Here is a 20,051-nt window from a genome sequence, read left to right on the forward strand (position 1 = left end):
AGACTTTAGTACAGGCACTGCCTGATCCCAAGGCCTTTATCTCTTATTCATTGGCCCATGAACCATCAAAGCTCATAACCATACTTAAACCACAGTCCTGCTTTGAGGGCACCAATACGGGTCCAGGTCCTAGCTTAATGTTTCAAGCGCTTCGCTGGTTTCAATCCACAACGCTTCAGCTTCTGCTAATGCTTGGACATGGCATTCGCGTTTTTGGGCAAGATCGGCCAACAGCTCGGCACCCTCGGTATAAAAACTAGGGGAAGACAAACGCGCATCAATGACCTTTATGGCGTGCTGTTCTTGGGCGATGGTCTTTTCAGCGTCGGCTAATTTAAACCTCAAACTCGAAACAGAGGGCTGCCTTTTAGCATAGTGGTTTTGTGCGCCTTCATCACCGCCTTTGTTTGCCGATTTAATGGTCTTTCTCCCTTCTGGCCGGTCGGCATTGAGGACCAAGCTGCGATAATCGGACAAATCGCCATCATAAACCCGGGCGTGGCCGTGGTGGACCAGCCATAAACGTTCAGCGCAGGCTTCGGCTAGATAAACATCGTGGGTAATCAAAAGCACCGCTCCAGAATACGCATTGAGTGCATGAATCAAGGCTTCGCGGCTGTCGATGTCGAGGTGGCTTGTAGGTTCGTCTAAGATCAAAACATGCGGCTTTGTGTGTGCCATCAGGCCCAAGAGCAGGCGCACTTTTTCGCCGCCTGAGAGCTTATCGACATTGGTATCGATCTTTTCCTGCCCAAAGCCCATGCGGGCGGCAAGCGAACGATGGCGCGAGGGCGGCCATTCGGGTTCGAGATCGCGCACATGCTGGAGGACGGTTTCGCCGCTGCGCAATTCATCTAGCTGATCCTGACTGAAATAGCCGATTCTGACAGCCTTTGAGGCGTGGCGTTTGCCATCAAGGAGTTCAAGACGCGCACCAATCGACTTGACCAAGGTCGTTTTACCTTGACCATTGGGACCAATGATCACAATGCGATCATCATGATCCAGCCTGAAATTGACTTTATGAAGAACGGGCTTTCCTTCAATATAGCCAAGGTCTGCTTCTTCGAGTTGGACCAAGGGTGAAGCAAGCTCGGCAGGCTCATCAAAATGAAATGGCATGGCACGCTCAGCAATGGGAACCGCAATATCTTGCATCTTCTCCAGCATTTTGATGCGGCTTTGCGCTTGGCGGGCTTTAGAAGCTTTGGCGCGAAAGCGATCGACGAAGGCCTGTAAATGCGCCTTGGCTGCGTCTTGCTTGGCCTTTTGCCCTGCCATCAACGCTGCACGCTCTGCCTTACGCCGCATATAGGTGTCGTATCCACCGGTATGAACTTCAAGCTTAGCGTCTTCCAGTGCCATAATATGTGTAACCGATCGGTTGAGCATTTCCCGGTCATGGCTAACCACCAAAACCGTATTTGGATATTTGCGCAAAAAGCTTTCAAGCCAAGCCGCACCTTCTAAATCCAGATAATTGGTCGGCTCATCGAGGACCAAAAGATCAGGCATAGAAAAAAGTACGCCAGCCAACGCCGCGCGCATGCGCCAACCACCAGAAAATGAGCCCGCTGGGTTCATCAGCTCTTCTTGTTTAAATCCCAGCCCGACTAGGATTTCGCTGGCGCGCGCTTCGGCAGAATAAGCATCAATATCGGCTAAACGTGTGTGGATTTCCCCGATGCGCATGGGGTCGGTCGCGGTCTCGGCCTCGGCCATCAAGCTCGCCCGCTCATGGTCGGCAGCCAAAACAACGTCCAGCATCGGGTCTGGCGTGGCCGCGATTTCTTGCGCCACAAATCCCATACGGGCACCTCGCTTCAGGCGAATGCTGCCGTCGTTGTAGGAGACGGCTTCTTGGATCAACTTCAACAAAGTCGATTTGCCAGCGCCATTTTTGCCTACAAGGCCAACCTTCCAGCCATCGGAGATCACAGCACTGGCCCCATCAAATAATACGCGCCGCGCAAGGCGATAAGTAAGGTCGGTGATCTGCAACATAAGGAGGCGGTTTTTTGGTGAGGGGAATAAGCGCTACCTGATAGTCGCAATTGAAGCCGATGTCACGATGGTGGCGGCCACGCGCCTGCCAAACTGCCGCGAAATCTTGACTCTGTGTGCTTAATCCCGTTTAAGCGCGCCTTCCTGCCCGAGCAGCTTGATCTGCGGGGTCGGTTATGATGGGTGATGGATATCCGGCCATTGCAATCGCGGCACATCGTGTGACGCCCGGACCGTCAAAACGATAATGGACTGAACATGTCAAAGCGCATTGCTGCGAAGTATAAAATCGATCGTCGCCTCAGCGAAAATCTGTGGGGACGCCCCAAAAGCCCTGTCAATAAGCGTACTTATAAGCCTGGCCAACATGGTCCTTCCGCACGTCCTGCCAAGGTTTCAGCTTTTGGTGCCCAACTAAGGGCCAAACAAAAGCTTAAGGGCTATTATGGCAATATCACTGAAAAGCAGTTTGCGGGTCTCTATGAAGAAGCAGCACGGCGCAAAGGCAACACCGCAGAAAATCTGATCGGCTTGTTGGAATGCCGCTTGGACGCTGTTGTTTATCGCGCTAAATTTGTGCCAACCGTATTTGCCGCCCGCCAATTCGTCAACCACGGTCATGTGACCGTCAATGGTAAGAAGGTGAATATCCCTTCCTACCGTGTGCGTGTAGGTGATATTGTTCAAGTGCGCGATAAATCTCGAAACATGGCGCTTGTTCTTGAAGCACTCGATTCACCCGAACGTGACTTTGCCGATTACATCGAAATGGATGTTGGCGCGATGAAGGCCACTTTCTTGCGCGTTCCCGAACTAGCCGATGTGCCTTATCCAGTTAAAATGGAACCCAACATGGTTGTGGAATATTACGCTTCCTAAGCGATTAAATCTAAATGATAAAAAGCCCGCTCTGAACCTTCAGGGCGGGTTTTTTAGTGCCTTTTCACTAATGCTTCGGCCATTTGGCCGATCAAATCTAGGGGTAAGGCCTGATGATGCGGAAAGCTCAAATTGCCCTTGGGCCCGCGAAAAGGCTCTAAGAGTTTAATGAGCGCTTGCGGCTCTCGTACCGGCGGATAGATGCCGATATGGGCTTTAAAGGCGGCGAAATAGAAGAATACTCGGCTCAGTCGAAAAGCCGGCATGCGGTAGCTGACGCAGGCAATTGCATCTGGGATGCGCTTGATTACTTCTGATTGGATCGCAACCAATCTTTCGCGGATATCTGGCGATGCTGCGTCAAAAAATGGGGTATGAACGCTTTTAGGATCCATAAATCCACCTTTAGGCCTCGATAGCGACCCCAGCTTCACTGAACAATTGCTTGAGCTCGCCGGTTTCAAACATTTCACGAACAATGTCGCAACCGCCAACAAATTCACCCTTAACATAGAGCTGGGGGATGGTGGGCCAGTTGGAATAATCCTTAATGCCTTGGCGTATCGCATCGTCGGCCAGAACATTCACATCTTGAAAGCTCACGCCGACATGATCGAGGATCTTAACAACTGTGCCAGAAAATCCACACTGGGGCATGCGCGCATTGCCCTTCATGAACAATACGACGTCGTTGGTCTTTACCAAGTTATCAATAAACTGAAGGGCATCGCTCATGACATGTCTCCTGACAGGGATTGTGGCCTCTGATTATTTCGCCTTTGGCCCGGAAATTAGGGCCGCATGGTGTTCTTATCGGATATATAGGATGAGAATGGGGTAAGGGCTAGGCTCTATCCCATTTTGCCTTAGCCCTAAAGGCAAGGGAGCTGATGCGATCCTATGCAAAAGGGTCTGGGACGCGCTTTGGTGCCCCTTCTGGTCACAAAACCGCTTTTCGATGATGACCGGGCGTTTTGTCGCATCAAGTCCAGCTTTCCTTTGGAAAGCTGCCGCCCTAGGTCCCCCTCTTTTTTGCTTAAAAAGAGGGGGACCTAATTTCTTGATTTAAACGCGCAACTTGGTTCTAAAGAGCCAAACGCGCGTCAATGGCGCGAAGCGGACTTGACCCGTCAAATCGCCCACTAACAATTGAATGAGGCCTTTGGGGAAGGCATGGCCTGCACCAAAGCCGTCCCAGACGAAAGAAATCTCATTCATTTTTCAATTGGTGTCACGAACAGGCTCAGCACTATTCCTTGGCCGAGGTTTCAAGCGCCAGCGCGTGTAGCTCCCCGCCCATTTTTCCTTTAAGCGCGGCATAGACGGCTTGGTGCTGCTTCACACGACTAAGCCCAGCAAAAGCACTACTTTTGATGACAGCCTTATAATGATCGCCATCACCCGCCAAATCGATGATCTCGATTTCTGCGTCGGGAAAGGCTTCTAGAAGCATGGTTTGGATGTCTAATATTGCCATAGGCATGGAGGTTTCCAATCTTTGCGTTTGATCCGGCGTCAGATGCCGATTTTACCCGTCTGTATCAAGCCATAAAGGCGGGCATCCAAGCTTCATGGGCTTGTTTGAGGTCAACCACATCCGCGGCCAAAACCCCCTCAATCGCCAATTCGCACCCCCCTGCGGTGCCTAGGGGCGCGCAAGGGATATCTAAGCCTTGGAAGGCGTCGAAAATAGTATCGGCATGGCTGGGGCTTACGATCATGAGGTAGCGCGCTTGATCCTCACTCAGTAAAGCTGCTTCCATCGGGAGCGTGGTTTTTAAGCTTAAGGCTAAGCCTGTTCCCGAGGCTATTGCGATTTCTGCGGCAGCAACCAAAAGCCCGCCGTCTGAGAGGTCATGGCACGAGCGGATCATGCCGGCTTGAATCAAGTGGCGGATCGCATCACCGGTTTTGCGTTCCAGCGCCAAGTCCACGCGCGGTGGCGCACCATCTTCTCGCCCCCATAATTCGCGCAAGCCCAAGGTTGAGCCCAGATTGTCCGTAGTTTGGCCCACAAGAATGACCAAATCGCCAGCATGGACCGCCCCAAATCCAATGCGTTTGGTGTAATCCAGCAATAGACCCACCCCACCAATAGCCGGGGTTGGTGGAATCGCCGCCCCTGAAGTTTCGTTATACAGGCTGACATTGCCCGAAACGACAGGAAAATCGAGCTTGGCGCAGGCTTCAGCCATGCCATCGGTCGCGCGCACAAATTGACCCATGATTTCTGGGCGCTGTGGGTTACCAAAGTTGAGGTTATCCGTCAGCGCAATCGGGCTTGCCCCGGTGGCGGTCAGATTGCGCCAAGCTTCAGCCACAACTTGTTTGCCGCCCTGATATGGGTCAGCCTGCACATAGCGCGGCGTACAATCGCATGTGATGGCCAGTGCTTTACGGGTTCCGTGCACGCGCACAATCGCGGCATCAGAAGGCGTTGCACTTTCTTCCAAGCTATCGGCCATGACATGGCGATCATATTGTTCCCAGAGCCAACGCTTAGAAGAACCATCCGGGCATGACAACAAAGTGATCAAAGCGCTTCGCCAGTCGGTGATGGCAGGCAGATCCGCGCTGGTTACGGCCGGGCTGAGCGTGGGCTCTACCCAGGGGCGATCATAATTGGGTGCATCTTCGCTTAAAGGGGCAACAGGAATATCGCACACGCATGCGCCATTCCAGTTAAGAACCATGCGCCCGCTATTGGTGGTGTGGCCGATGACGGCAAAATCAATATCCCACTTCTTCATGATGGCTTCGGCCTCGGCCTCACGACCCGGCTTTAAGATCGCCAGCATCCGCTCTTGGCTTTCCGACAGCATCATTTCATAGGGTGTCATGCCCGCTTCGCGGACCGGAACCAAATTCATATCAAGCTCAATCCCCAGATATTCCTTGCCCGCCATTTCCACCGACGAAGATGTGAGGCCCGCTGCCCCCATGTCCTGAATGGCTTCAATAGAATCGGTGGCCATTAATTCGAGACAGGCTTCAATCAGCAGCTTTTCAACAAATGGGTCGCCAACTTGTACGGTCGGGCGCTTATCTTCGCTGGCTTCATCAAATTCTGCACTGGCCATGGTGGCACCATGGATACCGTCGCGACCCGTTTTTGAGCCAAAATAAACGATGGGGCTACCGGCTTTGGCGCCGCGCGCGTAAAAAATTTTATCGGCATCGGCTAAGCCCACGCACATCGCATTGACGAGAATGTTGCCATTATAGCCCGGATGAAAATTGGTTTCCCCACAAACTGTGGGTACCCCAACGCAATTGCCATAGCCGCCAATGCCCGACACCACACCCGAAACCAGCCGCTTGGTCAAAGGGTGATCCGCACTGCCAAATCGCAGCGCATTGGCTAATGCAATGGGGCGCGCGCCCATGGTAAAGACATCACGCATAATACCACCCACCCCAGTTGCCGCCCCTTGATACGGCTCGATAAAGCTTGGGTGATTATGGCTTTCCATTTTAAACACAGCGGCCTGACCATCATCAATATCAATAACACCCGCATTTTCACCAGGGCCCTGAATAACACGCGGCCCCTTAGTTGGAAATTTTGCCAAATGCCGACGTGAGCTCTTATAACTGCAATGCTCTGACCACATGACTGAAAAAATGCCCAATTCGGTGAGATTGGGTGGGCGGCCAAGGCGCGCCAGAATAACGTCATACTCATCTTTTGACAGGCCGTGCTCAGCAATAAGCGCTTCGGTCATAGGCGGATCTTTGGGGGTAATCGAGGTCATACGCTCCGTTTAGCGTGGGTTGGGGCAGGTTTGAAGGCAGTAGCTTCGATCCCCTGCAGTATTTCCTTTCCCGCATGGCAAGTCTTTGGCGTTGTAGCCCATTGAACACATGCGCAGCTGGATTTTCCAGCTGAACCTAGTTCTCAGCTCCTAAGGCGTTTTGGGGGCGATTTAGGGGGTGATTTAGGGCCAAGTATATGGTGCCCCGGACCGATAAATCTTTAGGTGCTCAAGTTCAGAGCGCTACAATTTAAAGTATTCGTGCCCGATCCGATTGGCCTGATCAGCAAAAAACCCTACATAATGCTGATAAGGGATACCCAAATGAAGTCAGTGCTAATCGCAACAATGATAAGTTTAAGCTTGGCGGGTTATGCTAACGCACAAATCGCCTCCTCACCTGATTCTGGGCGTGTTGCCTCTATGCAAAACACCCCAGCTTTTTCGATCCAACCACGTCACAGCCCCACCGCGCGATCAGCCAATGTTGAAATCGAATTGATCAGTGAACGCGCCGCGGTGAGACCTGGCGAGGTATTTCATGTGGCAATCCGACAGGTGATTGCTCCTGATTGGCATACTTACTGGCGTAATCCAGGCGATTCGGGTGAACCAACTCAGCTAAGATGGACCTTATCTAACGGAGTGAAGGCAGGCCCAATTCAATGGCCAAAGCCGAGTGCAATCCCGTTTGGGCCCTTGGTCAATTATGGTTTCTCCAATGAGGTCATTTTGCCGATCGAGATTTCGGTGCCATCCACCGCTAAGCCCGATACGTCGATCACGCTTGAGGCGGCAGCCACTTGGCTTGAATGTTCGGACGTGTGCATCCCTGGTGAAGGACAAATTTCCTTGACTTTGCCTGTGGCCAGCAAAAGCATCCAAGCAGCGGCCGCTCAGGAGATTGGGTCTGCACTCTTAAATCTACCTAAACCCTTTCCAGGGCAGGCGCATCTGACCCGATTAGATGCCACTAAGTTACAATTGGTTCTAAGCGGCATTAAGCAACCAGATATAGCCTATTTTTTTCCCTATGAATTCAAGCTTGGAGCCTTGATTGATTTTGCAAAGCCGCAAGAACTTGTTAGAGGCGATACTGGATTTGCCATCAATTTAGTCCAATCACCCTCGCTTCCCGATCCCTTAGTTGGCCCAATTAGGGGTGTATTAGTGTTGGGCAAAGGTTCTAATGAGCGAGCTTATGAGGTGCAAGGCCCAGTTCAATCAACACCACCCTTATCATCGTCTGCTCGCTCACTCACAATTTCTGATACCGGTAAAGCGCACTCATTTGGCCTGCTTCAAGCTGTTGTGATGGCTTTTGTAGGTGGGTTGATTTTAAACCTAATGCCATGTGTGTTTCCTATACTATCGATGAAAGCTTTGGGTCTTATCCAGGCTTCCCACGGGGATAAAACCCATGCGCGCATGCATGGTCTTTTTTACGGTTTTGGTGTGATGGTCAGCTTTTTAAGCTTGGCTTGCTTGTTGATTGGCCTGAAAACGGCAGGAATGGCTGCTGGATGGGGCTTTCAATTGCAATCACCCATAATTGTTACCGGTTTGGCAATCCTGATGGTGTTGATTGGCTTTAATCTTCTAGGTTTTTTTGAGATCGGCACGACTTTACAAAATGCTGGTACAGGTTTGGCTAGCACAGGTGGGAATCGTGGCTCTTTCTTTACTGGGATATTGGCTGTCGTAGTTGCCGCCCCCTGTACAGCGCCCTTTATGGGAGTTGCCTTAGGCTATGCTGCGACCCAGCCTGCAGGCCTTGCTCTTCTGGTTTTTGCCGCCTTGGGGTTAGGCTTTGCCCTACCTTTTATGGGCTTAACTTGGATGCCAGCCTTGTTGAACGCTTTACCAAGGCCAGGGCCTTGGATGGCACGACTTCGCGAAGCCTTAGCTTTCCCCATGTTCGCAACCGCGATTTGGTTGATTTGGGTACTAGGGGCTCAAGTTGGTCAGTTTGGGGTGGTTTCGGCCTTAATTGGGGTCTTGGCGTGCGGAATGACGATTTGGATTGTACGGTGGTGGAATGGCTTAATCGGTAAAGTCTGTGCAGGGGCAATCTTAGCGCTGGGATTAGGCTGGGCTGCCTATCATGTTAGCCAAGCACCCAGTCAGGCTGCGACGGCTTCCCGCAGCCAATTAAGTGGTGAACCTTGGACTCCGGCACGGGTTAAAGAGCTACAAGGCAGGGGCAAAACCATCTTTGTCAATTTCACGGCCGATTGGTGCGTGACGTGTAAAGTCAATGAAGCAACTGTTTTTTCAGATCCGGCTGTCCGCGCGGCTCTCAAAGGAGATACAATAGTCTATCTGGTCGCCGATTGGACTAAGCGTGACGATACGATCGCCCAAGCACTTGCCAGCCATGGTCGCGTGGGTGTACCCCTCTATCTCGTCTATAAGCTAGGTTCATCCGAACCCATCATCTTGCCACAGCTACTCGACTCAAAAACGTTCATCCAAGCTATTCAATAGGCCATACAATTTTAAATTGCAGGCCTTTGGTCTAAGTACCAACCTTGACATGACCTATTTAGCTTTCGCGTATTTAGTGCCATGTCCAAGTCAGTTGAAGCACATTAACAATTCATTGTGTGATGATTTATCTTGTTGGATGCCCCTCATGCAAGCCAAGCGCATCCTGTACCGCTTTATATGTTATTTTGCCATTTTGCACATTAAGGCCAAGTGCAAAACCTGGATCATCTGCCAAAGCTTGATCAACACCCTTATTGGCCAAAGCCAGCATGTAAGGCGCTGTCACCGCATTGAGTGCGTAGGTGGAGGTTAAGGGTGCGGCACCGGGCATATTGGCAACGCAATAATGCACGACCCCATCAACCACATAGGTTGGGTCATTATGGGTTGTCGGGCGGGAGGTTTCAAAACATCCGCCTTGGTCAATGGAAATATCGACCAATACTGAGCCGTCTTTCATCTGAGACAACATGTCACGCGTCACCAATTTTGGTGCCGAAGCGCCAGGAATCAACACCGCGCCAATAACCAAATCTGCTTCGAGACAAGCTTCTTTGACCGCGTCTGGCGTGGACATCAAAGTCGTTACCATGCCACCAAACTGGCGATCAATGGCGACTAAGGCGACTTTGGAGCGGTCAAATACCGTTACGTCCGCGCGCATGCCATGGGCAATCTCACACGCATTCAAACCAGCAACACCGCCACCGATAATCACAACTTTAGCAGGTGCCACACCTGGGACGCCACCCATCAACTTGCCTAAACCGCCTTGAGGCTTCAACAAGCAATGCGCGCCAACTTGGGTGGCCATGCGCCCGGCTACCTCAGACATTGGGGCCAAAAGCGGCAAGCCACCATCGCGACCAACCACCGTTTCATAGGCAATGGCGGTACAGCCCGACGCCATCAGCGCCTTGGCTTGCTCTGGATCGGGGGCCAGATGCAGGTAGGTGAACAAAATGTGGTGTGGCTTAAGGCGCGCGCATTCAATTGGTTGGGGCTCTTTGACTTTAACAATCATATTTGCTGCTTCGAAGATGGCGTCCGCGTCGGGAAGTATGGTGGCACCAACCTTCTCATAAGCTTCATTAGAAACGCCAATGCCCGCACCAGCTTGGGATTCAACGAATACTGTATGGCCAGCATCAATCAGTTGGGCAACAGTTCCTGGCGTAGCGCCAACGCGGTTTTCTTGTGGCTTTATCTCTTTTGGAACACCAATTTTCATTTCACCCTCCAATTGTAAAATTCATGCTTTGGCCTAGCAAATTCACGCGGCTGTGGTGCCAAATTTTCGATTATACCTATCACATACACCTCAGCGGTTCCACGCATTCTTGCGCGCATAATAGGTTCATGTTAGTGAATTTCGCGGGTATAATGGAGTTTTTTGATGGAAATCACTTCAATCGACGATAAGGATCGCGCTTTACTTCGTCTCTTGCAGCGAGATGGCCGCGCCAGTATCACAGCCTTGGCCGACAAAATTGCCCTTTCAGAAAGCGCGTGCCGCCGCCGTCTCGACCTTTTGGAAAAAGCAGGTGTAATTGAGGGCTACCACGCCCAGTTAAGCGCGCCAAAGCTGGGGTTCAATCTCACGGTGTTTGTCTCGATCTCACTAGGCACTCAAACAGAGCGGGATCTGGGGGCATTTGAAGCCGCCGCCCGCACTGCGCCAGAGGTTTTGGAATGCTGGTTGATGACAGGTGATGCCGATTATTTATTAAGAGTGGCGGCGCGCGACGTCGCTGATCTAGAGCGCATTCACCGCGAGGTTCTCACCCGCTTACCTTGTGTCGTGCGGGTCAATACCGCCATTGCCATGCGTGCTGTCTCGCCACAACGCGGCTTACCGATTCGGTGAGCGTGCGTTATAATCAAAGTCAGAACAACACTTAGCGGCGAAATAACATCCAATCGGTCTAGGATGGCTTTGGTGCAAGCCTTGCCTACCCCAATGGCCTTAGTTCATTGTTCGTAGGCGATTTTTACGGGTCATCATCGAAAAGCGGTTTTGGGCCACAATGGGCACCAAATCCGCGTCCCAGACATTTTTGCTAAAAAGGTTTAAGTAGCCAGATCCTATTTCTCAGGCGCACTCATGACGGTCAAGGATTTTGCAACCTGATAATTGGCGGCGCGCTCATCTGGGTGAAGCGGCACCATGCCACGCCCACGCAAATAGCCACGTAGGCCTGCAGCATGGTCGGACAAAAGCTCAATCGCAAATTCCTTAAGGCCAGGTACCACACCAACATTGGCTTTTTTCACATAGAAATAAAGCGATCGCGACGCGCCATATTTGCCCTCTATAATCGTCTCCGACGTCGGAACAACCCCATTTAGTGGGGCAGCTTGCAAACGATCCATATTCTCCTCAAACGACGAAAAGCCAAACACGCCAAATTGCTCCGGGGAGCGCGATAAGGCCTGAACAATTAAGCTGTCGTTTTCCCCAGAATCCTTCCAAGCCCCATCCTCACGCAGTGTAAGCGCTCGCTTTTGGAATGCCTTGTCGTCTTTTTCTTTCAGCGTCTTTAACGCAGGTATTTCAATAGCGCCTTTGGCCATAACGAGCTCAACAAAGGCATCGCGTGTCCCCGAGGTTGGCGGTGGGCCCATGACATCGATTTTGATATCGGGCAAATTGGGGTTGATCTGGCTCCAGCGTGTGTATGGATTGGGAATAAATGCGCCTCTTTCTGGACTATATATATCCTTGGCCAAGGCTTGATAAATTTCCAACTTGGTCAAAGTGACGGGGGTGGCTGCCTTTGAATTGGCGATTACAATGCCATCATAGCCGAGCTTAACTTCAACAATATCAGTGACGCCATTTTTGGCGCAGGTCTCAAATTCACTTTTCTTGATGCGCCGCGAGGCATTCGATATATCGGGGTAACTTGGTCCTAAGCCTCGGCAAAAAATGGCAAAACCACCGCCGGTTCCCGTTGATTCCACCCTTGGCGTTTTAAAGCGGCCACGCGCTGAAAATTGTTCTGCTGCAGCAGCTGAGAAGGGGAACAAAGTTGAGGAACCTACAACGGTCACCCGATCACGTTCATTAGATTGCTCGCAGCCTATAACGATCAAAAGAGTTAACGTTAGGAGGCCAAAGGCCAATAGCTTAGACTTCATTTTAGGTGATCCCAAGAAATTAACAGCTACACGGCCCAGACCCAAATCCAATTTTTCTTGGGTTAGTCGCTGCATATGACATGCACGCTTCACTATGATGACAGATTGACGACAAGCCTTGTCCCCGCGGTCCTCTACAACAATTTCTTAAGAGCATACACAAAATCAAGTGCATCCTTTGGCGTCAACTCATCGGGGTTAAGATCTGCCAAGGTCTGATGCAACACAGATGTCTGGGGCTCTGGCACATGGGGGGGCGCTTGTACAGCAAACAAAGGCAAATCATCGAGCGCGCCAAGCGTACCGCTACCTTGACCTTTTTCAAGTCGGGTCAGAACAGATTTAGCGCGCGCAACCGCACTGGCAGGCATGCCTGCCAGTTTAGCAACTTGAACTCCGTAAGAACGATCCGCTGCCCCTTCGACAAGTTCATGCAAAAAAATGAGATCACCCTTCCATTCCTTGGCCCGCAAACTCGCATTGCCACAGGCATCCAACCTCTGAGATAAGCTGGTTAATTCATGATAATGGGTGGCGAAAAGAGCCCTGCACCTATTGGTTTCATGCAAATACTCTGCCACCGCCCAAGCAATCGCTAAGCCATCATAAGTCGCAGTACCTCGGCCAATCTCGTCCAAAATGACAAAAGCTCGTGGACCAGCGCTATTAAGAATGGTGGCAGTCTCCACCATCTCAACCATGAAGGTTGAACGCCCTTTGGATAAATCATCAGAAGCCCCAACGCGTGAAAAAATGCGATCCACCAGACCTAAATGAAACGCCTCTGCTGGCACGTATGAGCCTGCCTGTGCTAAGATCGCAAACAAGGCATTTTGGCGCAAATAAGTCGATTTGCCTGCCATATTGGGTCCAGTGATCAGTTTTAGCCGTGGTGCAGCGGTGCCACTGGCATCAAGAGCGCATGCATTGGCGGTAAAAATCTGGCCCGCCTTGATCAAAGCGGCTTCTACCACTGGATGGCGTCCGCCAATAACATGAAAACCAAATCCATCATCCAAAACTGGGCGTGTGGCCTTGGCTTCAATCGCCCATAGAGCTAGGCCCGCTTCAACATCAAGGGTGGCTAAAGCTTCGCCCACCGCGCGTATGGGTTCAGCTAATTCAATAACCTCGGCCACAGCTGCATGCCAGAGTTCCAGTTCACGGGCCAGGGCCCGATCGGCGGCACGCGCAATTTGGCCATCTAATTCGATCAAGCGCGGGTTGGTGAACCGTACTGCACTCGCAGTGGTTTGGCGGTGTATAAAAATCTCGTTTAAGGGCGGGCTCATTAAGGCTTCGGCCTGTTTCGGTGTTGCCTCAATAAAAAACCCTAAAACCGCATTATTGCGAATTTTAAGGGCAACGCCTGCTTGGGCGGATACATCGGCTTGCAACTGCGCCACGACTTGGCGGGCATTGGTGGACAAAAGTCGAATGTCATCGAGTACCGAATCAAAGCCTGGCGAAATAAAACCACCATCACGGGCCAAAAGGCCTGGTTCTGGAACAATCATGGCTGCTAAGCGGGTGGCCAAGGTCGATAATCTTGGTTGTTGACTCAAATTGAGACTGTCGCGGGCTTGAGAAATCTCTACCGGGATATCAAGCGGAAGGCGGGCTCCAATGGCGTCACCCTCGGTTAAGGCAACAGCCAATGTACGCAAATCGCGTGGCCCACCGCGACCCAGTTCTAGCCGAGTCAATGCGCGGTTTACATCAGGGATTTGGGCCAAAGTTTCGCGAAGTTTGGATCTTTGCTCGCCATTATTCATAAAAAAATCAATACTATCATAACGCTGAAAGATGACTTCACAGTCCAAAAGTGGGCGGCTCAACCGCTCTAGCAACAATCGTCCCCCGGCTGGGGAGCGTGTGCGGTCAATCGCAGCCAATAAAGAGCCGTCTCGGCTGCCGCGCTGGCTGCGCTCTAATTCCAGGCTTTGTCGCGTGGCTGCATCAATCGCCATAAAGGCGGCAGTCTCAAGTCGCTTGGGCGGTTTTAAGCGGGGCGTAAGGCCTGCTTGAGTCAAGCGGATATAATCAAAGATCAGGCCAAGGGCTGAAAGCTCTATCTTTGTAAAAGTGCCAAAACCATCTAGAGTCTGCACCCCGAACCCAAGTTCAAGTGTTTTTGTGGCAAGGCGGATATCTGTCCGCCCGACAGGTCGGGGACTAACTGTACCAGATACTGCCGCTATGGCTTTTGCTGCCGGGCGATCCAAATCGGCATCGCTTACAACCAATTCGCCAATCGACAAAGCCGAAGCTTCATCAATCAAGCGCTGGAGGGGAGCTGACATCACTGCAAATTCGCCGGTTGAAACCTCCGCCCAAGCCAGGGCACCCTCAAGCCCGCCGATCGCAAAGATAATGGCCGCCAAGCGATTGGAACTGCGTGGGTCGAGTAAAGCTTCTTCAGTGAGGGTGCCCGGTGTTATGATGCGCACCACATCGCGGCGAACAACCGATTTTGAACCGCGCTTGCGCGCTTCGCTGACATCTTCTGTTTGATCGCAAATCGCAATCTTAAAGCCCTGCTTGACGAGTTTTGCGAGATAAGCTTCCGCCGAATGGGCTGGCACACCAGCCATGGCGATATCTTCGCCACGATACCGCCCGCGCTTTGTTAAAGCGATATCAAGCGCGCTTGCCGCTATTTTGGCATCTTCAAAGAATAATTCGTAAAAATCTCCCATGCGGAAAAACAATAGGGCATCTGGGTGCGCCGCTTTGGCTTCTAGATATTGCGCCATAACCGGGGTGGGGGAAGCTAGATTCATAGGAATGGTTTAACCGCGGATTCCCCAACTGGCAAAGCCACGCCCATGCAATTGGATCACGTACTACGTTGATCCCAGGCCCTGCCCGGTCTAGCAAAGAAAAATGACATTGAATTGGGACGACATGAACCGATGAGCAATGAGCGCAAGACCTTTACAGACCAAGAAGCACTTGATTTTCATAGTCTGCCGACGCCCGGAAAGATCTCGATTGTGGCTTCAAAGCCAATGTCTACCCAGCGCGACCTCTCTTTAGCATATTCACCTGGTGTCGCGGTGCCTGTTTTGGCCATCGCAAAAGACCCCGATAGCGCTTATGATTACACGTCAAAAGGCAATCTTGTTGCGGTGATCTCTAACGGTACCGCCATTTTAGGCTTAGGCAATTTGGGTGCCTTGGCTTCAAAGCCCGTGATGGAAGGCAAATCAGTACTCTTCAAACGCTTTGCGGATATTGATTCCATTGATATCGAACTTGATGCGATTGATGCCAATGAAATCATTCAAACGGTCAGAAATATCTCTTGCTCCTTTGGTGGGATCAATCTTGAAGACATTAAAAGCCCTGAATGCTTTATCATTGAGAGCCGCCTTAAAGAATTATGTGACATTCCGGTGTTTCATGATGATCAGCATGGCACAGCGATTATTGCCGCAGCTGGACTGATCAATGCCTGCATGATCACCGGACGCGACTTCAAAGACATGAAAGTGGTTGTTTCGGGCGCGGGTGCTGCTGGCCTGTCTTGTATTTCGTTGATCAAGACCTTGGGCATACCCCACCAGAATGTCATTGTGTGTGATCGCGATGGTGTGGTGTATCAGGGCCGCCAAGTCGGGATGGATCAGTTTAAATCAGCCCATGCGGTAGATACGCCGTTGCGCAGCTTGGCCGAGGCTATGGTAGGTGCGGATTGCTTTTTAGGCCTTTCGGCCAAAGGGGCTGTTAGCAAGGACATGGTGGCCAGCATGGCCGCTAATCCGATTATTTTTGCCATGGCCAACCCTGATCCAGAGATTCGCCCTGAAGAAATTCTCGAAGTGCGTAAAGATGCGATCATTGCCACTGGTCGCTCGGACTATGCCAATCAGGTCAACAATGTCTTGGGATTTCCTTATATCTTCCGTGGTGCGCTTGATGTGCGAGCGCGTACGATCAATGAAGAAATGAAGCTTGCCGCGGCCCAAGCACTAGCAAAATTAGCGCGCGAGGATGTGCCCGATGAAGTGATGGCCGCTTATCATGGCCGCCAACTCAAATTCGGGCCTGATTATATCATTCCAACCCCGTTTGATCCCCGCTTAATCGCTGCGATTCCCCCCGCTGTTGCTCAAGCGGCCATGAATACAGGTGTAGCGCGCATACCAATTGAAGATATGGGGGCGTACCGTGACCGTCTGGCCCAGCGCCTTGACCCCACAGCTTCGCTCTTACAGAGCCTACAGGAAGCTGTGCGCGCCAATCCAAAGACCATTGTGTTTGCTGAAGGCGAAGACCCAGCCGTCATTCGTGCCGCTTATCAGTTTGAGCAATTAGAAATGGGTAAGGCCATTTTGATTGGCCGCGAAGAACAAGTTCGCCGCAATATGTCCCTAGTTGGAGTACCAGAGGAGTTTGGATTAGCCATCTTTAACGCACGCATTTCTGACCGAAATGTCGATTATACCGATTATCTCTATAAACGCTTGCAGCGCCAAGGCTATTTGATGCGTGATTGCCAACGCCTGATTAATCAGGATCGAAATGTCTTTGCCGCCACCATGGTTGCCATGGGGGATGCTGACGGCATGGTCACAGGAACAACTAGAACACCCGATCAAGCTTTAAACGAAGTGATGTTGGCCATCGATCCAGCGTTCAAGAGCAAGCCCATTGGCCTTTCTGTTCTGATCGCTAAAGGGCGAACTATTTTTGTAGCCGATACCAGTGTCACTGAAATGCCAAATGCAGAAGGCTTGGCACGGATTGCCATCCAAGCTGCCGGGGCCGCCAAACGGCTTGGCTTTACGCCAAGGGTTGCTTTTGTTGCATACTCCACCTTTGGCAGGCCTATGGGCGAACGATCCGAAAAATGCCGGGAAGCCGTTGCTATCTTGGACCGCATGGAAGAGATTGACTTTGAATATGAAGGCGAAATGTCGGTAAGCGTAGCACTGAGCCAGGATTCCAATCGTCTATACCCGTTCTCGCGCCTTTCTGGTCCTGCCAATGTGTTGGTGATGCCCGCCATTCACTCAGCTAAAATCTCGACAGACTTGGTAGAAGTCTTGGGCGGCGCAACAGTCTTAGGGCCAACCATCGTGGGCTTACGCCATCCAGTTCAAATCTGTTCGCTCTCGGCCCCAGTCTCGGAGATTGTGACCCTAGCTACCCTGGCAGCCTATGACCTAAATCCGGCCAAGCGGTAAAGGGCGCAACCGGCAATCCGAGTGCACCTCACCATGACCTCGTATAAATTGGCCTTGGTGCCAGACTTTTTTCAAACTCCAACAGCATGTCGCGAAATTCTTCGACATCTGGCACTGAATGAAACCCTCCCCAAAACCGATAAGCCCAAAAAGAGCATATGTGGGAAATGACCCCCATAGAGTGGCCTAAATCCATGAAAAAGAAAGGTGCCTCCAATAAAAATCGCCGAAAGGCAGCGGTATTACCCCGATGGACCAAATCGGCGAATGCCTCATCATAAAGAGCTAAGACCCGGCTACAATTACGAGCGGCTTCCCGGATTCTCGTTCTAATAGACAAACGCAACGATTTAACCTCATCTTTGATGTTTTGATCTATTCGTCCATTTAATTGAAATGCATTGAGCTCTTGGGTGACTTTGATCAAGCTTTGCACCATTTCGGAAAATTGCCATTTGTAATAGATAAATCCTTTCCAACTAAAGATACCCTGAGTGAATTGCTCACCGTGCAACCCTAGGGTATCACGCAATGGATCAAGACGTGCATCAGCATTGGTCGACAAAAGCGCGTCGGCCAGCTTACTAACAAAGCCTCTCCCTTCTTTACCGCTGGTTTCAGAAAAAGCCATTTTGATCAGTGGGGCCATCTCGGCACTGGTGAAGGTTTGCATCTTGGCTGAATCCGCTGGAGAGATAGCAAAATAGCATTCAGCAGGTTGAAAATGATTGCGACGCAATTGTTCGCGCACCAAAAATGGGTCTAAGGATGGCAATTCATTGAGCACGGAGAGGATGTAAAAATCCTGCTCAAGCTCCAATTCGCGATCACCTACCAAGTCACAAATGGCCTGGCGATAGCCTCTTTGATTTACAAAAACCGATCGACCACCTAATTCCAAATTATCAAAATCAAGTGGAAAAATAATTTTTGTTGCGACACTGCTGCCGGTTGGTAATAAATAAAGCTCATCTCGACGCAATCGATGCTTGACCAAAATTGAACGGTTTAACAAATTGTCCGTGAACAAGGGGGCACGAATTCGCATCGGATCATCTGGGAACCGCTTGGCGATCAGATTTAAATTTAAAACGCGATTGGTCGAAGCCGAATTCGCTAAAGCTGCCAAATTCCGAACGCCAGCCATGGATACGCCTACTGAAACAATACAATGTGGGCAAAGCAAGACCCCTCCATTTAGTAAGCTTGTATGAAAACAGCTCTAAACATGACCATAAAATTGAATTGATATGTAATTTTCCTTCAAATGGGAATGATCGCACGTCCAAATGCCCGGCAGGTCCAACAGTGTATGACCATTGCTTTTAGGCGCACGGCGCTAAATGCCTTGGGTGGCAAAAGTAGCGGCCAATTCAATCACCCCACGCCCTTAGGCAAGGGTTAAAGCCAAGGGCGGCGGGCGCAGCTTTTCAGCTTCCGGCACGGTTGTGGCTTTGGTATTGGAACGCGATTTTGCCCGCATTTTGGGCGTGGCGGCCTGGATTTCAGCTGCAACCATGCTCGAACCCTCCTCAGCTGCAAGGGGATCAAACCAGTCCTGATCACCCTGTTTCTGACGCGATGGCCGAAACTTCTTAATAAAGGTGGCACCGTCACATGAGCGGGTCAAGCATCCGTGCCGTCAACTTAGAACGTGGGTTCTAACTTTGGGGGGGTGGGTAGTTAATGCGCTTCGCGTAGGGTGCAGTTCTGCAGGCCTGCACCGCCGCAGCGACCGAAGCATCCAAAGGGATCCATTTACCAAACGCATCATTTTGATGATATGGAGGCATGACAAATGATCGCCGTTCAACCCTTGACGCCATGGCTTCGTTGGTTTTGTTAGGGATTGACCGTTTGCAGGCTTTAAAAAGGGGGGGGTATTCTGAAGCGAATGAACGATCTCGATAGTCCTCGCCTTGTGGTTTAGGCTAGAGCATTCCGTGCGGAACGCACCCTACGGCGCGAAGCGCATTGATTTAAACTATCACCAATGAACGACCTATTTGAAGAGCCCGATCTACCCCTTGGTGCGACTTACCTTGACGCGTTCGCAAGTGTTGAGGAGGCTGCTGCGCTTCAAGGATTTGTGGATGATCAGCCGTGGTTATCGAGCTTGCGGCGGCGCGTTCAGCATTATGGCTGGCGTTATAACTATCAAAAGAGACAAGGCGGGTCAGAGGCATTCATCGGACCATTGCCGGACTTGCTCAACAGCCTTGGCCAGCAGGTAGGGGCGCATTTTTCCCTACCCGATGTCTTTAATCAGGCCATCGTCAATGAATATGAGCCTGGCCAAGGCATAAGCGCGCATATTGACTGCGTTCGCACCTTTGACCCAACCGTCGCGATCCTCAGCTTGGGTTCGCCTTGCACAATGGTGTTCTCAAACCCAAAAAGTGGGCAAACGCGCCTGTGTCGCTTACATCCGCGCAGTTTATTACTGTTGCAAGGTGAAGCGCGACATGGATGGGCGCATGGTATTCCACCCCGCAAGACCGACAAAGTCCAAGGCCTAACTCTGCCACGAAGTCGCCGCATCTCGATTACGTTTCGGTGCGTTCAGGCCTAGCCCGCCCCACCCCAACAG

Annotated in this window: 16 protein-coding genes; 5 read left to right on the forward strand and 11 right to left on the reverse strand. The window is 51.2% G+C overall.

What is annotated here, in order from left to right; genetic code table 11:
* Window positions 1-129: 129 nt before the first annotated feature.
* Window positions 130-2,004, reverse strand: coding sequence for an ABC-F family ATP-binding cassette domain-containing protein (locus PsB1_RS03215; protein ID WP_284359021.1), 1,875 nt, complete (start codon window positions 2,002-2,004; stop codon window positions 130-132).
* Window positions 2,005-2,262: 258 nt separating this feature from the next.
* Here PsB1_RS03215 and rpsD point away from each other — a divergent pair, with 258 nt between their 5' ends.
* Complete coding sequence (gene rpsD / locus PsB1_RS03220; protein ID WP_284359022.1) at window positions 2,263-2,883, forward strand: 30S ribosomal protein S4; 621 nt, start codon at window positions 2,263-2,265, stop codon at window positions 2,881-2,883.
* Between the two features lie 53 nt (window positions 2,884-2,936).
* Here rpsD and PsB1_RS03225 read toward each other — a convergent pair whose 3' ends face one another.
* The 5 genes from PsB1_RS03225 to purL form a co-directional block, all read right to left on the reverse strand.
* Window positions 2,937-3,278, reverse strand: coding sequence for an iron chaperone (locus PsB1_RS03225; RefSeq protein ID WP_284359023.1), 342 nt, complete (start codon window positions 3,276-3,278; stop codon window positions 2,937-2,939).
* A 10-nt stretch (window positions 3,279-3,288) separates the two neighbouring features.
* Window positions 3,289-3,618, reverse strand: a complete 330-nt coding sequence (grxD, locus tag PsB1_RS03230; protein WP_284359025.1) for a Grx4 family monothiol glutaredoxin — start codon at window positions 3,616-3,618, stop codon at window positions 3,289-3,291.
* Window positions 3,619-3,948: 330 nt separating this feature from the next.
* Entirely contained in the window at window positions 3,949-4,101 is a 153-nt protein-coding gene (locus tag PsB1_RS03235) for a hypothetical protein (protein ID WP_284359027.1), read from the reverse strand.
* Window positions 4,102-4,132: 31 nt separating this feature from the next.
* The gene (locus tag PsB1_RS03240) at window positions 4,133-4,366 is read right to left on the reverse strand and encodes a BolA/IbaG family iron-sulfur metabolism protein (protein ID WP_284359028.1); all 234 of its coding nucleotides are present in this window, start codon (window positions 4,364-4,366) and stop codon (window positions 4,133-4,135) included.
* A 58-nt stretch (window positions 4,367-4,424) separates the two neighbouring features.
* Window positions 4,425-6,638, reverse strand: a complete 2,214-nt coding sequence (gene purL / locus PsB1_RS03245; protein WP_284359029.1) for a phosphoribosylformylglycinamidine synthase subunit PurL — start codon at window positions 6,636-6,638, stop codon at window positions 4,425-4,427.
* Window positions 6,639-6,962: 324 nt separating this feature from the next.
* On the opposite strand from purL, the gene PsB1_RS03250 reads away from it, so the two are divergent.
* On the forward strand, window positions 6,963-9,125 hold the full coding sequence (locus PsB1_RS03250; protein WP_284359030.1) for a protein-disulfide reductase DsbD family protein: 2,163 nt from the start codon (window positions 6,963-6,965) through the stop codon (window positions 9,123-9,125).
* Between the two features lie 127 nt (window positions 9,126-9,252).
* On the opposite strand, the gene ald is transcribed toward PsB1_RS03250, so the two are convergent.
* Window positions 9,253-10,359, reverse strand: a complete 1,107-nt coding sequence (gene ald, locus PsB1_RS03255) for an alanine dehydrogenase (RefSeq protein WP_284359031.1) — start codon at window positions 10,357-10,359, stop codon at window positions 9,253-9,255.
* Window positions 10,360-10,524: 165 nt separating this feature from the next.
* Between ald and PsB1_RS03260 the strand changes: the two genes are divergently transcribed.
* Entirely contained in the window at window positions 10,525-10,995 is a 471-nt protein-coding gene (locus PsB1_RS03260) for an Lrp/AsnC family transcriptional regulator (protein ID WP_284359032.1), read from the forward strand.
* Window positions 10,996-11,213: 218 nt separating this feature from the next.
* Here the strand turns inward: PsB1_RS03260 and PsB1_RS03265 are convergent, their stop codons facing one another.
* Both PsB1_RS03265 and mutS read right to left on the reverse strand, forming a co-directional pair.
* A complete protein-coding gene (locus tag PsB1_RS03265; protein WP_284359033.1) occupies window positions 11,214-12,269 on the reverse strand; it encodes a substrate-binding domain-containing protein in 1,056 nt (351 codons plus the stop codon).
* Between the two features lie 134 nt (window positions 12,270-12,403).
* A complete protein-coding gene (mutS, locus tag PsB1_RS03270) occupies window positions 12,404-15,052 on the reverse strand; it encodes a DNA mismatch repair protein MutS (RefSeq protein ID WP_284359034.1) in 2,649 nt (882 codons plus the stop codon).
* Between the two features lie 132 nt (window positions 15,053-15,184).
* Here mutS and PsB1_RS03275 point away from each other — a divergent pair, with 132 nt between their 5' ends.
* On the forward strand, window positions 15,185-17,461 hold the full coding sequence (locus tag PsB1_RS03275; RefSeq protein WP_284359035.1) for an NADP-dependent malic enzyme: 2,277 nt from the start codon (window positions 15,185-15,187) through the stop codon (window positions 17,459-17,461).
* 28 nt (window positions 17,462-17,489) lie between these two features.
* Here PsB1_RS03275 and PsB1_RS03280 read toward each other — a convergent pair whose 3' ends face one another.
* Together PsB1_RS03280 and PsB1_RS03285 are read right to left on the reverse strand one after the other, a co-directional pair.
* Complete coding sequence (locus PsB1_RS03280) at window positions 17,490-18,608, reverse strand: hypothetical protein (RefSeq protein WP_284359037.1); 1,119 nt, start codon at window positions 18,606-18,608, stop codon at window positions 17,490-17,492.
* Between the two features lie 243 nt (window positions 18,609-18,851).
* Window positions 18,852-19,091: a hypothetical protein gene (locus PsB1_RS03285; protein ID WP_284359038.1), complete on the reverse strand. Its 240-nt coding sequence runs from the start codon at window positions 19,089-19,091 to the stop codon at window positions 18,852-18,854.
* 363 nt (window positions 19,092-19,454) lie between these two features.
* Here PsB1_RS03285 and PsB1_RS03290 point away from each other — a divergent pair, with 363 nt between their 5' ends.
* Window positions 19,455-20,033, forward strand: a complete 579-nt coding sequence (locus PsB1_RS03290) for an alpha-ketoglutarate-dependent dioxygenase AlkB (protein ID WP_284359039.1) — start codon at window positions 19,455-19,457, stop codon at window positions 20,031-20,033.
* The last annotated feature ends 18 nt before the right edge of the window (window positions 20,034-20,051 follow it).

The organism is Candidatus Phycosocius spiralis, from assembly GCF_030158815.1.
Taxonomy (GTDB): Bacteria; Pseudomonadota; Alphaproteobacteria; order Caulobacterales; family Aquidulcibacteraceae; genus Aquidulcibacter; species Aquidulcibacter spiralis.